Raw genomic sequence first — 13,472 nt, forward strand, 5'->3', positions numbered from 1 at the left:
TTATATTAACTGGGGAAAATAACATACCGGTTGGTATGATATTTTATTGTTATTCAATTGGCACACAAAGAAAGCTATTAGAACGGGAGAGATAGACCATGGAGATAGGTATTACCTCGTTTGTAGAGACAAAGCCTGATGTTCAGACAGGCGAAGTGATAAGTCACGCACAGCGGTTGCGTGAAGTTGTCGAGGAAATTATCCTTGCTGATCAAGTGGGACTTGATGTGTTTGGTGTAGGTGAGCATCATCGAAAGGATTATTCGGCATCTTCACCAGCAATGGTGCTGTCCGCGGCTGCAGCGCAGACACAACGGATTCGGCTAACCAGTGCAGTGACGGTGCTTTCTTCAGCTGATCCGGTGCGCGTTTTTCAAGACTTTGCTACGCTGGATGGTATTTCAAATGGACGTGCCGAGATTATGGCGGGTCGGGGTTCTTTTATTGAGTCTTTTCCTCTGTTCGGCTATGACTTGGATGACTATGATGAGCTGTTTGAACAACATTTGGAACTTCTCCTTAAAATACGGGAGTCCGAAAAGGTAATCTGGAAGGGCGGTCATCGGCCAGCCATTAACAATTTGGGCGTGTATCCACGGCCAGTTCAGAACCCTTTACCAATATGGGTAGGCAGCGGGGGAAGGCAGGATTCTGCTATTCGTGCAGGTCTGTTAGGACTGCCCTTGATGCTGGCGATCATTGGAGGAAACCCGATAAATTTTGCACCGCTTGTCCAGCTTTATAAGAAAGCAGCAGCGCACGCTGGTCATGATGAATCGCAGCTTAGGGTTGGGTCGCACTCGATAGGATTTGTCGGAGAGAATAATGAGCAAGCGGCAGATACATATTTCCCTTCTACGATGGCAGGTATGAATAGATTGGGTAGGGAGCGAGGCTGGGCGCATTATGATCGTTCCAGCTACGATGCCGCGCGCAGCTTTGAAGGTGCGCTGTATGTTGGCGATCCCGAGACGGTTGCCCAGAAGATCATTCATCTTCGCAAGCATGTAGGTGTTACACGCTTTATGCTGTATGTTCCGTTAAGCACGATGCCGCATGCCGAGGTGATGAGAGCCATTGAGCTACTTGGAACAGAGGTAGCACCCCGAGTGCGGAAGGAAATAGCCAAGTGGGAAGCGGAGACGGAAAAAAGACTATAAAATAACCTAACATAGGAGTGATTCGCATGGATTTTGAAAATCGTTTATTACCAGAACTAAGGTCAGTAATTGCACAATTCCCCGGTTTCCAACTGGAGGAGAATTTAGAACTGAGCAGAAGTTATTTGTCGAGTCCGCCTATTGAGCAGTCGGAACACGTACGCACGACAAGCCGGATGATTCCGAGCGTTGCAGGCGAGATATTAGTCAAAATCTACGAACCTGCCCAGCGAACTGATGTTAAGCTTCCGGCCATGCTGTGGATTCACGGGGGAGGCTATGTAATGGGGCATCCTGATATGGACGATGCTTTGTGCGAACGCTTCGTGCAGGCGGCTAATTGCGTCGTCGTATCGGTCGATTATCGACTTGCTCCCGAGCACCCCTACCCAGCTGCCATCGATGACTGTTATGCCGCTTTGACGTGGATGACCGATGAAGCTGAGCTGCTGGGCATCGACTTGGACCGGGTCGCAATTGCTGGTGCAAGCGGGGGTGGCGGTCTAACCGCAGCACTTGCTTTAATGGCTCGTGACAAAGGCGGACCAGCCCTTATCTTCCAAATGCCGCTATATCCGATGATCGACGACCGCAATGTTACGGCATCAAGTCATGAAATTACGGCCGATAATGCACCATGGAGCCGGAAGAACAACTTGACGGCCTGGAACATGTACTTGGGTAATCGTACCGAAGATAGCGAGGTTTCCCCATATGCGGTGCCGTCGAGAGCAGAAAGCTTGGCTGGTCTGCCGCCGACCTACACGTGCGTAGGGCAGCTCGATCTATTCCGAGATGAGACGATCGAATATGTGGCACGCCTTGCCCAAGCGGGCGTTGACGTCGAATTTCATCTGTATCCCGGCACATTCCACAATTTTGAAGGGATGGTTCCTCAAGCAGAAGTAAGTCAACGCGCCAGCCAAAGTTATGTAGACGCGATTGCAAGAGCGCTTAATCCTTAAATAATTAAGGAGCGGTCTTCAGGTGATATGCTCCCAAGAAGATAGACAGGTTGAATAATAAAACCTACTACTGTGAAGGGAGTATATCACTTTTCGCAGCAGCCTTTTGTTATCGTTTCAGAGTTGTTTGGGATTCGTGTTGTGGCTGTTCTGCAATGATGTAAGATTTTTCGGGTAAAATCTATACTTTCACATGTAGCAGAAAACAACTATACATTCTTATAATTGGAAATGTAAGCGCTTAAATTATTGAGGAAGAGTATTATCAAATTATACGTGTGAGGAGGAGATTTTATGTTAAGAACTAAAGTGGGCAAGCTGGTGAGCAGTTTGGCGTTGGCGGGTGTGTTGTTATCATCTGTTCTGGTCAACCAGGCTGATGCTGGCCTGGCAAATGGAAGTAAATTTCTGGGGAATATCATTGCGGGCAGTGTCCCTCCTAGTTACGGGACATACTGGAATCAAGTGACGCCGGAGAACTCGACTAAGTGGGAATCGGTTGAAGGCAGTCGTAACAACATGAACTGGTCGCAGGCGGATACCGCCTACAATTATGCCCGTAGCAATGGTTTCCCGTTCAAGTTCCATACGTTGGTATGGGGTGCCCAGGAGCCAGGATGGGTTAAAGGACTGTCGGCTGCTGATCAGAAAGCGGAAGTGACTCAGTGGATTAAAGCAGCAGGTCAGCGCTATCCGAATGCGGCGTTTGTAGATGTGGTGAATGAGCCGTTGCATCAGAAGCCGTCCTACCGCAATGCCATTGGTGGTGACGGGTCGACCGGATGGGATTGGGTCATATGGTCGTTTCAACAGGCTAGACAAGCTTTCCCGAATGCCAAACTGCATATAAATGATTATGGTATTATCAACGACCCTTCTTTAGCCGACCAATATGTCAATATTATTAATCAGCTCAAGAGTAGAGGCCTGATTGACGGTATTGGCATTCAATGCCACCATTTCAGTATGGACAACGTCTCAGTCAACACGATGAATACTGTACTAAATAAGCTGTCGGCGACCGGGTTACCGATCTATGTGTCGGAACTGGATATAACTGGGGATGATAATACTCAACTTGCCAGATACAAAGAGAAGTTTCCAGTCCTTTGGCAAAACCCCTCAGTGAAGGGAGTTACGCTTTGGGGGTATATCCAAGGACAAACTTGGAAAGATGGTACACATCTGCTGAACTCTAACGGCACGGAACGTCCTGCGCTCCAATGGTTGAGACAGTATCTGAAGAGATAAGCTATAGGTGGCACTTAAAACCCAACAGATGCGGACTTTTGCTAAATATCCGGGCTGGGTAGTTGTTTATTTGAAGAAGTCTTGGCTGAAATGTTACACGCCCAAGGCTTCTTTTTATTTAGCTTAAACGTATCTTTTACTTGAAATAAAACCGTCTGGACGGTATAGTAAAATGGGTGGTGATCAGAATGAATACAACTAAAAAAACATTAAAAAGAGAATTAATCCTTAAAGCGGCTTCTATAATTGTACAAGAAGAAGGAGTAGAAAAATTAACATTAGAAGCGGTGGCTAAGAAAGCGGGAATAAGTAAGGGAGGGTTGCTTTACCATTTTCCGAATAAAGATGAATTGATTCTGGGAATGGTTGAACAGCTATCGACCAGCTTTATCACCGAATTTAATGAAAGGGCAGAAAACGATACACATTCCCAAGGTAGATGGACTCGCGCTTATATGAATACGTCATTTTCCGGGGATCAGGATGCAAGTGACCTGTATACCGCTCTCTCGGCAGCACAATTTACGAACCCTCAAATGCTCAAGCTGCTTCAGGATGAGTATGCGAATATCCAAAATAAAATCGAAAACGACGAATTAAATCCGGTTCGTTCTACGATTGTCCGATTAGCTATAGACGGTTTGTGGTTTGCCGAAATGTTCGGACTCGCTCTTCCCAATGAAGAATTGAAGCAAAAAATTATAGAAGAATTAAAGACATATATAAAGGAGAATGAATGATGGCTTATTTTTTCTTGGCAATCTCTATTGCTAGTGAGCTTATTGGTACTTCAATGCTTAAAGCTTCAGAAGGTTTTACGAGACTGTATCCCACTCTATTCACGATTGTCGCGTTTGTAATCTCTTTCTTCTTTATTTCACTAACCCTCAAGACACTTCCTCTTAATATGACCTATGCCATCTGGTCAGGGGTGGGGGCTGTTGCTACAACGGTGATTTCAGTATTGATTTGGAAGGAGAAAATCAATACAGGGAGTATCGTAGGGATTGCTTTAATTGTTATTGGCGTGGTGGTATTGAACCTATTTGGTGCAGGACATGATGAGGCCAAAGGAACAACAGAAGCAACCAGTTCAATCGTCCAAAAATGAAAAAATATAATATCACTCCAGTTTGTAAAGAGGTGGTAGATCCTCACTTATCGACTTAGAGATTCTAAGAAAGATAAGTGGGGGATCTACCGCCCGGAAATCATGGTTTATACGAATAAACTTAGTACTAAGATGAATCCTAATCCGGATACAGAAATAATGGTCTCAAGCAATGTCCATGTGGCAAAGGTTTCTTTCATGCTTAAACCAAAATACTCTTTAAACATCCAGAACCCGGCATCGTTAACATGTGAGGCTATTAAGCTACCCGCTCCTGTGGCAAGCACGACTAAAGCAAGATTAACGTCGGATTGTCCTAACATCGGAATTACTAAACCAGCGGTTGTTAAAGCTGCTACAGTTGCAGAACCCAGGGAAATACGTAAGATTGCAGCGATGATCCAGGCTAGCAGGATGGGTGATAATGTAGTTCCATTGAATAAATCGGCTACATAGTCACCTACGCCGCCATTAATGAGTACTTGTTTGAAGGCTCCGCCTCCCCCAATGATCAAGAGCATCATCCCAATATGAGTAATAGCAGTTGTACAAGATGCCATTACATCTTTGATTGGAATTTTTCTTGCGATTCCCATGGTGTAGACGGCAACCAGTAAGGAAATCAACATGGATGTTGATGCATCACCAATAAAACGGATCGCTGCCAGTAAACTATTATCCTCAAATCCCATTGTTTTTTGAAGCAAAGTAATAATCGTAGCAATCGACATTAAAATGACAGGAAGCATTGCAGTAAATACACTGATTCCGAATCCAGGAGTTTCCTCAGACTTAAATACTTTCTGTTCACCTAAAGAAGCAATATTACCGGTTTTCGTAAATGAAGCAGGTACGAGTTTTTTGGCAAGCTTCGTAAATACAGGACCAGCCAAAATAACGGTTGGGATAGCAATAATGAAGCCATAAAGTAAAACCTCACCAAGGTTCGCGCCATATTCACCAGCAATCACGGTTGGTCCTGGATGTGGAGGTAAGAAACCGTGTGTGACGGATAAAGCAGCGACCATCGGAATACCGAGATATAAGATAGAAACCTTTAATTCTTTTGAAATGGCAAATACGATTGGAATTAACAATACTAATCCTACTTCAAAAAATAAAGCAATTCCGATAATGAATGAAGCGGCTACGACCGCCCATTGAATATTTTTTTTACCAAATTTGTCAACGAGGGTCATGGCAATTCTTTGGGCCCCCCCAGAATCAGCGATTAACTTCCCTAACATCGCCCCAAGTCCAAAGATTAACGCTAAGTGGCCCAGTGTTCCGCCTAATCCGGCTTCAATGGTTTTGACAATTTCCTCTAAGGGCATTCCAAGTGCTAAGGCCACGCCGAACGATACAATGATTAGGGAAATAAAGGTGTTTAATTTGAAGCCCATGATTAAAACAAGTAATGCTAAAATTCCAATCGCTACAACGACTAATGGCATTGTAATTACCCCCTGTATTTATCCTTTTAGTGTTTAATTAAGCTTCTTTGATAATTTGCAATCCGTGTATAATCGTCTTCCAGTACTCTGGATAGGTTAATGAAAATCGGCAGCAACTTCCTATATTCCTTGGTTGCTTCTTCTTTGGGTGCATGTTTGTTGGTACTGCCAATCATTTCAGAGACGACTTCAAATGATTGGATTTTTCCGGTGGCGTACAAGCCTAAAATACAAGCTCCTAGACAAGAACTTTCGTAGCTTTCCGGAACGACGACTTCAGATGCGAATATATCAGACATCATTTGCCGCCAAACATCTGACCTTGCGAAGCCTCCTGTAGCTTGGATTCGGGTTACGGGCCCGTCCATGCATTCGGTTAAGGCCAAAAATACGGTGTATAAATTGTAAATGACTCCTTCTAAGGCTGCGCGAATCATATGTTCCTTTTTATGTGACATCGTTAAACCGAAGAATGAACCACGTACGTCTGGATTCCATAAGGGTGCACGTTCACCAGCGAGGTAGGGGTGGAATAACAATCCATCAGATCCTGGCCTTACGCGTTCAGCAATTTTAGTCAACACATCATATGGATCAATGCCTAGTCGTTTCGCTGTTTCTACTTCAGATGAGGCAAGCTCGTCACGAATCCAGCGAAGAACCATTCCGCCATTGTTTACCGGTCCGCCAATGACCCAGTGTTTTTCGGTTAAGGCATAACAAAATATTCTTCCTTTTTCGTCCGTTTGCGGCTTGTCTATAATGGTTCGTATGGCGCCGCTTGTCCCAATGGTGACGGCAACTTCGCCTTTTTGTATCGCGTTTACACCAAGATTAGAAAGGACTCCATCGCTGGCCCCAATGACAAAGGGTGTTTGTGGATCGATCCCCATCTCTTTTGCTAAAACTGAATTACAGTCGGTAAATATTTTGGTTGTGGGTACGAGCTCAGATAGTTGGGAACGGGTTATCCCCGCAATTTTTAAGGCCTCTTCATCCCAATCCAGCTTTTCGAGATTCATCATGCCCATGGCTGAAGCCAGGGAATAATCAACAACATATAAATCAAAGAGCTTTTTGAAAATATATTCTTTAATCCCGATATATTTTTTAACCTTGATAGCGATTTCAGGAAGATCATTCACAATCCAAGCTATTTTAGTTAAGGGTGACATGGGGTGAATGGGTGTTCCTGTTCGTCTATAGACTTCTTGGCCATTCAACTCATCTTTTATATGATGTGCCCACGCTTCGCTGCGATTATCTGCCCAAGTGATACAAGGTGTAAGTGGACGGTCGTGTTCATCCATTGCAATGACACTATGCATGGCACTGCTAAATGAAACAAACGATAGCTTTTTTTGTGAGTGATGTTTCATGATATTGGAAGTCGCTTGTAGGACTGCCTGAAAAATCTCCTCGGGATTTTGTTCAGCTGTCGCTATATCTGGTGTATAAAGCGGGTACCCGATATTTTCTTGTTGGATAACTTCGCCCTTTTCACTAAATAAAACGGCTTTCGTACTGGTGGTTCCGATATCTATACCTAACATATAGTTAGTCATTTTGTGGCACGACTCCTTTGGACAGCAGTTGTTGGGACATCCATAAGTCTTCTACTTTACCTTGAACATCATCAAAGTTTACATGTAAAGACTTAATCATAAGGTCTCTATCTTTTGCCTGGATTGCTTCAATATAAAGCTCATGATTTTTTACAATCCGCGTAAAGTCTTCATACTTTTCTTTGAAACGCATACGCATCGACAACAGAATAAGGCTTTCCATCACGGGCTTTAAATTATTCCAGATCATCAGGATGTATGAATGATTAACTGCACGAATAATCGTTTCATGGAACAAGACATCTTGATATGAAAATTCATCGGCATCACTGTATTTGACCGCGACTTTCATCATTTCGAGTATTTTACTAAGTTCCTTTGCTAAATCATGAGTGTCCATCTTTATAAGACGTTCAAATACGAAGGATTCTATAAGTAGACGAACATCATAAATTTCTTCTATTTCTTTCTCTGATAGCCCCATAACAACGGCACCCATTCTTTCTAAGCGGATGATATTTTCGGAAGCCAGTATTTTTAACGCTTCACGAATAGGTGAGCGACTTACAGCAAAATCAGCAGCCAATTTATTTTCAGATAATATGGTACCGCTTTCAATTGCACCAGAAATGATGCGCATTCTAAGCTCGGATGTTACACGATCACCAGCAGAGGCTTTTAGAAGCCATTTGGAGGGATATAAGAATTCACTGGACTGAACCATAAATTCACCTTCTCATCAATCAAGTATACTTGTATACAAGTATTATAATCTAAAATTTTAAATTTGCAAGCGTATTCATTAGATTATTTTTGTAAGCCAGTTCGGACTTTTTTGTGCAAATGCACAATCAATTTCGTCTGTTCTTCAATATAATTCACACTCTGCAATCGATATAATGAAAGCGTAATCAAAAATTGCCCGGGGGGTTAGACAGATGGAAGGGTTAACGATCAGTTGGATAGGAGCTCTGGCAGGGCTGGCTATTGCAATTATTTTGATATTGAGAAAGCTGAATCCGGTTTACGCCTTATTTTTGGGAGCTATTGTAGGCGCTTTATTGGGCGGAGCCAATCTGGAGCAAACGATCAGCGTGTTAATTAGTGGTACGCAAAGTGTGATGGGGACGGTCATTCGTGTGCTCGCGGCCGGTGTATTAGCAGGCGTGATGATGGAGTCTGGGGCAGCGGAGACAATTGCACAGGCTATTGTAAAGAAGTTTGGCGGCAGTAAAGCGATCCTTGCCCTAGCGTTAGCGACGATGATTATTACAGCAGTAGGCGTATTTATTCCCGTCGCAGTGCTAATCGTGGCACCTATTGCTTTGTCGGTTGGGAACAAAATGGGGATTTCCAAGCTGGCTCTCCTGCTGGCCTTGTCTGGAGGCGGAAAGGCGGGAAATATTATCTCTCCAAATCCCAATACGATTGCGGCAGCACGCGGGTTTAATCTGGATTTAAGCCACGTTATGTTGGCGGGTGTGGTGCCCGCGATATGCGGATTAATCATGACTGTTCTGGTGGCGTCTATGTTAAAAAACAAGGGCGTGAAGGTATCCGAACAGGATATTATGGATAGTGATGTCGATACGTCGAAGTACCCGGCATTGGGACGGGCGATTGTAGCTCCGGTGGTAGCCGTTATTTTGCTGATGATTAACCCGATTGGTTCCATCTCTGGCATCGAAGCACTGTCGAATTTCAAGGTCGACGCAATGTACATTCTGCCGATTGCCGGGATTGTGGGTATGCTGGCCATGGGACAAGGGCGCAATATTCTGAAGTATTCGGCTTCCGGTTTGAATAAAATGACGGCAACCGTGCTTATCTTGATCGGTGCAGGCGGGATTGCGGGTCTGATCTCTGCCTCCAATTTATCTGCTCAGGTAGTTGGCTTAATTGAAGCTTCGGGAGTTTCTGGCACATTTTTGGCACCGCTTGCAGGGATTCTGATGGCGGCTGCCACAGCATCGACCTCGACGGGCGTTATTTTGGCGACTGGCTCGTTTGGGGAAGCCATTTTGAACATGGGGACTGCCCCGTTAGCCGCCGCTGTAATGGTGCATACAGGAGCTACCGTCATTGATTCCTTACCACAGGGCAACTATTTTCACGTTACGGCAGACAGCATGAAAATGAGCATTAAACAACGTATGGTATTGATCCCTTATGAGGCTATTGTGGGCGGAACTATGGCGATTGTAGCAACAATCATATATGGGTTTATACTTTAATATTCACGATGGGGTGACAAAATGAGAGAGAAAACATTTGTACTGGCACCGGACTCTTTTAAAGAAAGCATGACGGCAAAGGAAGTGTGCATCGCAATGGAGAAAGGGCTGCGCAAGGTCTATCCGACAGCCCATTATGTCCACGTTCCGATGGCAGACGGCGGTGAAGGAACGGTACAATCACTGGTGGATGCGACAGGCGGACAGCTTCGTTACATGGAGGTGACCGGACCGCTTGGAGAACCTGTAAATGCGGCATACGGCTTGCTGGGAGACGGCACCACTGCGGCAATCGAGATGGCATCTGCCAGCGGAATCCATCTGGTTAATAAGGACAACAAAAACCCGTTAAAGACAACAACCTATGGTACAGGCGAGTTAATTCGGGAGTGTCTGAACCAGGGAATTCGAAAAATTATCATTGGCATTGGCGGAAGTGCGACGAATGATGGCGGTACAGGTATGGCAGAAGCGCTGGGCGCTAGATTTCTGGATGCAGCAGGCAATCCTCTTCCACGCGGCGGCGGCAGTCTGGGGGAGCTGGCCAGTATTGATATTTCATCACTGGATGACCGCTTGCAGCAGGTGCAATTAATTGTAGCCTGTGATGTGACAAATCCGCTCTGCGGAGAGCATGGGGCATCCCGTGTATTCGGCCCGCAAAAAGGGGCAACGCCAGAAATGGTGCAGCAATTGGATGCCAATCTTGCCCATTATGCGGATATGGTGAAGCAGCAGCTGGGCAAGGATGTACGCGATCTTCCGGGCGCAGGTGCAGCAGGTGGCTTGGGTGCGGGCTTATTGATTTTTACTCAGGCGACGCTGCAAAAAGGCATTGAAATCGTGATTGAATACACTGGCTTAAAGCAGAAGCTAGCCACGGCCGATATCGTATTGACGGGGGAAGGCGGCATTGATTTTCAGACCAAATTCGGTAAAACTCCGTACGGAGTAGCTCAGGCAGCCAAACAATCCGGCAAAAAGGTCATTGCGGTCGCAGGTTATATCGGGGAAGGGATCGACACGCTGTACAAGGAAGGAATAGATGCAGTGTTTGGCATCGTGCCGGGAGCCTCGGAGCTGGGTAAGCTGCTGGCCGAAGGACCGCAAAATGTAGAGCGTACGTGCGAGAATATCGCAAGAGTACTTCAATTCAATGAGAAATGAACGGATTCTCGCGTGATCCGGCAGTTTATTGATACAGCGCCAATAAGCCGTGCGTAAGCTCAAAAAGCTGAAGGAGATTCCGGGGATCTTTGCCAGTTAAGGTATGGATGCGCTTCAGGCGGTATTGCAGTGTATTTCGGTGAATGTTTAATTCATCTGCGGTGAAGGAGACACTGCCGTTATGGTTAATAAAGCTTCGCAGCGTATCCAGCAAATCCACGGTATCTTCCAGCTTGCTAACCAGATGAATCGTGTTGGTCAGGTTGGTTTGGCTTAATTTGACCAGAAATTCGACTTCAACAAAAGAAACGATCTGCACAGGCGGACGCAGTGCTAGTAAAACATTCATAGCGGACTTGGCTTGCATATAAACATTGGCAATGCTGTGTTCTTGTCTGCTGATGGCAAGCAGCACATCGGGATGGCTGCGTACAAGTGGTTCCAACAGTTTGGCGGTTGGTTCCTGATTTTGTATCAGGATGAGATAACTGTCTTCCTCCATCCGAAAGGATGGGTGCTGCATCAATATATTGGATAACTCGGCCAAATGAGCAGGATCTGAAGGAAGATGCTTTACATATACAGCCGAAGTTTTGAGAAGCAAATCAATGTGATATTGAGCAGCTTCTTTTTTTATTTTTTGGGTGTAGGCTCCCTGATGATTTAACAGCATTTCCAGTACGGATTTTTTACGGTTAGCCTCGTGGGCCAAATGCTCCAAGGAAATGCGCTGTTCAATCAGAAGAGACACCGTAGTTTTAACAATATTGCAAAAAGGACGCACTTCGTCAGGATTGCCTGAAATACCAATGACACCGACTAGTTCATGATGAATGACAATTGGTTCATTGGTTCCCTTTTTCTCGTAATGTCCGTCCTGCCACACTTCAATCATTTTCCCGGTTTCGAGCGCCTGAACAGCCCCCTGGTGAATGGTTCCGATTCGTTCACTCTCGCCGCTGCCAATGATGATGCCTCGTTCATTCATAATATTGATGTTGTATGGAATATCCTTCATCATTTTGTCTACGATGTCTTGGGCTTGTCTTTCGGAGAGCGGAAACAAATCAGGACTCCTCCTTTATCTAGTGATGTAAGGTGTTTTACTATATCGCATTTTTGAAAGGGTTTTCAATTTGTTGTGCATCTGAACAATATAATAGAGCAGGGCGCTGAACGTGTCAGCCTATTTTATCATAGATATCAAGAGTAGTTGTATGCAAAAAAACAGGGCTCCAAGGAGCGCCCGTTTTTTGCGTCGTATTCTCTCATTGCTAGTCATGTTGCCTATGGTCGAACCTCACGAAAGCTATAGGTAATGTCATGAAGTTCTTTCTTTAAACGGCTATATTTTGATGCAGGTGTATAACCGATGATCTGATAGAAATTATTTTCAGTTTCAATAATAGCTACATGGGTGACATAACGGTCTACATCTTTCTGTCCTTTAATCGTGAACTGAGTGGCAGGATATCCTTGAATCGTGGTGTTGGATGAAGGTCCTACCGTAGAGAGATTAAACTCTTTGGTTATATTGTTTTGAATTTTCTTTGTGTAGTACTGGCGCGTTACATTACCCAATTTCTCCTTCGAATTGGATCGTACGATAACAGACTTTTGAATGTAGGGATTGAATATCGCAATATCTGCTTTTCCTTCCCAGTCCGGGTCTGTTGACCAGTCTAACGGGGCTGAGATTTGAAATCTTCCATCTCTACTTACATAGCTCTGTTCCTGCTTGCTTACCGGAGCTTCATTGGACTCGTAACTGTTTGCCAGTACAAAAATAGCATTTACAAACGAGGCTCCCAAAATCACCATTGCGGTAAAAAATATAAAGAGCGACCATCTCATTACCTTTTTGCTAATCGGCTCTAAATCCCGTACCTTTACCACATATGTACCTGCGGCTAAATCACCAATTCGTTGTCTTGATGCAGTTACTAACACGCTGATACCAGCAGGTAGTGAACCCATTAGCAATGGATTGGTATCTATTAACCTGAGCAGCGTGCGAATGAGTGATTTAAGAAAACCAGGAGGGTTTCCTTCTCCGTTAACCACCTTAATACGAAAAACGAATTTGCCAAGCGTATAGCCTGTGTAACCTTCCAAAAGCAAATAATAGCAGAAGAAAGCTATAATCAGAATGCAACGGGAAGCAATCGCTAAAGGCAACAACCATCTGTCTGTTACCTGAATGACCGAGATGAAAAAACAAATATAACCAATTATAAAAAATATGAAATCAAAAATCGTTGCTCCCCAACGTCTAAACAAAATAGACGAACCGTAGGTTTTTGATATTTCGGCCATTCTGTTTGTTTCTCCATAGTTTTGCCCATGCCGAATGTACCTCTCTCTTGCTGTTGCCTGTGAATTCTGTGATATGTGCTGGTCTTCCAAATCGTACACCTCATTTTAATATTCCATAATTTAAGACACACTCCATATATAACGGTCTTTTTATCATCCATGTTTAGGAAAACATTCTATAAACAAAGAACTAATTATAAATATCCCTTTAGAGGTATTCTTTCAATTACTTTATAATTGGAAGAAGAA

The 13,472-nt window shown here is 44.4% G+C and carries 12 protein-coding genes; 7 read left to right on the forward strand and 5 right to left on the reverse strand.

What is annotated here, in order from left to right; translation table 11 throughout:
• Window positions 1–98: 98 nt before the first annotated feature.
• The 5 genes from ACXHJ2_RS24470 to ACXHJ2_RS24490 all read left to right on the forward strand — a co-directional run bounded on the left by ACXHJ2_RS24470 (window position 99) and on the right by ACXHJ2_RS24490 (window position 4,487).
• On the forward strand, window positions 99–1,160 hold the full coding sequence (locus tag ACXHJ2_RS24470; RefSeq protein WP_013373836.1) for an LLM class flavin-dependent oxidoreductase: 1,062 nt from the start codon (window positions 99–101) through the stop codon (window positions 1,158–1,160).
• Between the two features lie 26 nt (window positions 1,161–1,186).
• The gene (locus ACXHJ2_RS24475) at window positions 1,187–2,125 is read left to right on the forward strand and encodes an alpha/beta hydrolase (RefSeq protein WP_016324913.1); all 939 of its coding nucleotides are present in this window, start codon (window positions 1,187–1,189) and stop codon (window positions 2,123–2,125) included.
• A 294-nt stretch (window positions 2,126–2,419) separates the two neighbouring features.
• Window positions 2,420–3,376, forward strand: coding sequence for an endo-1,4-beta-xylanase (locus tag ACXHJ2_RS24480; protein ID WP_013373834.1), 957 nt, complete (start codon window positions 2,420–2,422; stop codon window positions 3,374–3,376).
• Between the two features lie 188 nt (window positions 3,377–3,564).
• On the forward strand, window positions 3,565–4,116 hold the full coding sequence (locus ACXHJ2_RS24485; RefSeq protein ID WP_165082167.1) for a TetR/AcrR family transcriptional regulator: 552 nt from the start codon (window positions 3,565–3,567) through the stop codon (window positions 4,114–4,116).
• Window positions 4,116–4,487, forward strand: a complete 372-nt coding sequence (locus ACXHJ2_RS24490) for a DMT family transporter (protein ID WP_165082278.1) — start codon at window positions 4,116–4,118, stop codon at window positions 4,485–4,487. The genes ACXHJ2_RS24485 and ACXHJ2_RS24490 overlap by 1 nt, the downstream gene beginning before the upstream one ends.
• Before the next feature lie 107 nt (window positions 4,488–4,594).
• Here ACXHJ2_RS24490 and ACXHJ2_RS24495 read toward each other — a convergent pair whose 3' ends face one another.
• Genes ACXHJ2_RS24495 through ACXHJ2_RS24505 form a run of 3 tightly spaced genes read right to left on the reverse strand, consistent with a single transcriptional unit; the run spans window position 4,595 to window position 8,230 of the window.
• Window positions 4,595–5,941: a GntP family permease gene (locus ACXHJ2_RS24495; RefSeq protein ID WP_165082165.1), complete on the reverse strand. Its 1,347-nt coding sequence runs from the start codon at window positions 5,939–5,941 to the stop codon at window positions 4,595–4,597.
• Between the two features lie 26 nt (window positions 5,942–5,967).
• Window positions 5,968–7,506: a gluconokinase gene (gene gntK, locus ACXHJ2_RS24500; RefSeq protein ID WP_165082163.1), complete on the reverse strand. Its 1,539-nt coding sequence runs from the start codon at window positions 7,504–7,506 to the stop codon at window positions 5,968–5,970.
• On the reverse strand, window positions 7,499–8,230 hold the full coding sequence (locus ACXHJ2_RS24505; RefSeq protein WP_165082161.1) for a GntR family transcriptional regulator: 732 nt from the start codon (window positions 8,228–8,230) through the stop codon (window positions 7,499–7,501). Before ACXHJ2_RS24505 ends, gntK begins: the two co-directional genes overlap by 8 nt.
• A gap of 214 nt (window positions 8,231–8,444) precedes the next feature.
• On the opposite strand from ACXHJ2_RS24505, the gene ACXHJ2_RS24510 reads away from it, so the two are divergent.
• Window positions 8,445–9,740 carry a GntP family permease gene (locus tag ACXHJ2_RS24510; RefSeq protein ID WP_165082160.1) on the forward strand — a complete coding sequence of 432 codons (1,296 nt, stop codon included), beginning with the start codon at window positions 8,445–8,447 and terminating at the stop codon, window positions 9,738–9,740.
• A 21-nt stretch (window positions 9,741–9,761) separates the two neighbouring features.
• Entirely contained in the window at window positions 9,762–10,907 is a 1,146-nt protein-coding gene (locus ACXHJ2_RS24515; protein ID WP_165082158.1) for a glycerate kinase family protein, read from the forward strand.
• Between the two features lie 25 nt (window positions 10,908–10,932).
• Here the strand turns inward: ACXHJ2_RS24515 and ACXHJ2_RS24520 are convergent, their stop codons facing one another.
• A complete protein-coding gene (locus ACXHJ2_RS24520) occupies window positions 10,933–11,973 on the reverse strand; it encodes a CdaR family transcriptional regulator (protein ID WP_137079550.1) in 1,041 nt (346 codons plus the stop codon).
• A gap of 221 nt (window positions 11,974–12,194) precedes the next feature.
• Window positions 12,195–13,313: an RDD family protein gene (locus ACXHJ2_RS24525; protein WP_043886074.1), complete on the reverse strand. Its 1,119-nt coding sequence runs from the start codon at window positions 13,311–13,313 to the stop codon at window positions 12,195–12,197.
• Window positions 13,314–13,472 lie beyond the last annotated feature (159 nt).

Source organism: Paenibacillus sp. ALE3, from assembly GCF_054113405.1.

What these genes read in the sequence shown, in the direction of transcription:
- ACXHJ2_RS24505 (WP_165082161.1), bottom strand. Translation starts at nt 8,230, where the DNA reads ATGGTTCAGTCCAGTGAATTCTTATATCCCTCCAAATGGCTTCTAAAA.
- ACXHJ2_RS24490 (WP_165082278.1), top strand. Translation starts at nt 4,116, where the DNA reads ATGGCTTATTTTTTCTTGGCAATCTCTATTGCTAGTGAGCTTATTGGT.
- ACXHJ2_RS24485 (WP_165082167.1), top strand. Translation starts at nt 3,565, where the DNA reads ATGAATACAACTAAAAAAACATTAAAAAGAGAATTAATCCTTAAAGCG.
- ACXHJ2_RS24480 (WP_013373834.1), top strand. Translation starts at nt 2,420, where the DNA reads ATGTTAAGAACTAAAGTGGGCAAGCTGGTGAGCAGTTTGGCGTTGGCG.
- ACXHJ2_RS24515 (WP_165082158.1), top strand. Translation starts at nt 9,762, where the DNA reads ATGAGAGAGAAAACATTTGTACTGGCACCGGACTCTTTTAAAGAAAGC.
- ACXHJ2_RS24470 (WP_013373836.1), top strand. Translation starts at nt 99, where the DNA reads ATGGAGATAGGTATTACCTCGTTTGTAGAGACAAAGCCTGATGTTCAG.
- ACXHJ2_RS24510 (WP_165082160.1), top strand. Translation starts at nt 8,445, where the DNA reads ATGGAAGGGTTAACGATCAGTTGGATAGGAGCTCTGGCAGGGCTGGCT.
- gntK (WP_165082163.1), bottom strand. Translation starts at nt 7,506, where the DNA reads ATGACTAACTATATGTTAGGTATAGATATCGGAACCACCAGTACGAAA.
- ACXHJ2_RS24475 (WP_016324913.1), top strand. Translation starts at nt 1,187, where the DNA reads ATGGATTTTGAAAATCGTTTATTACCAGAACTAAGGTCAGTAATTGCA.
- ACXHJ2_RS24495 (WP_165082165.1), bottom strand. Translation starts at nt 5,941, where the DNA reads ATGCCATTAGTCGTTGTAGCGATTGGAATTTTAGCATTACTTGTTTTA.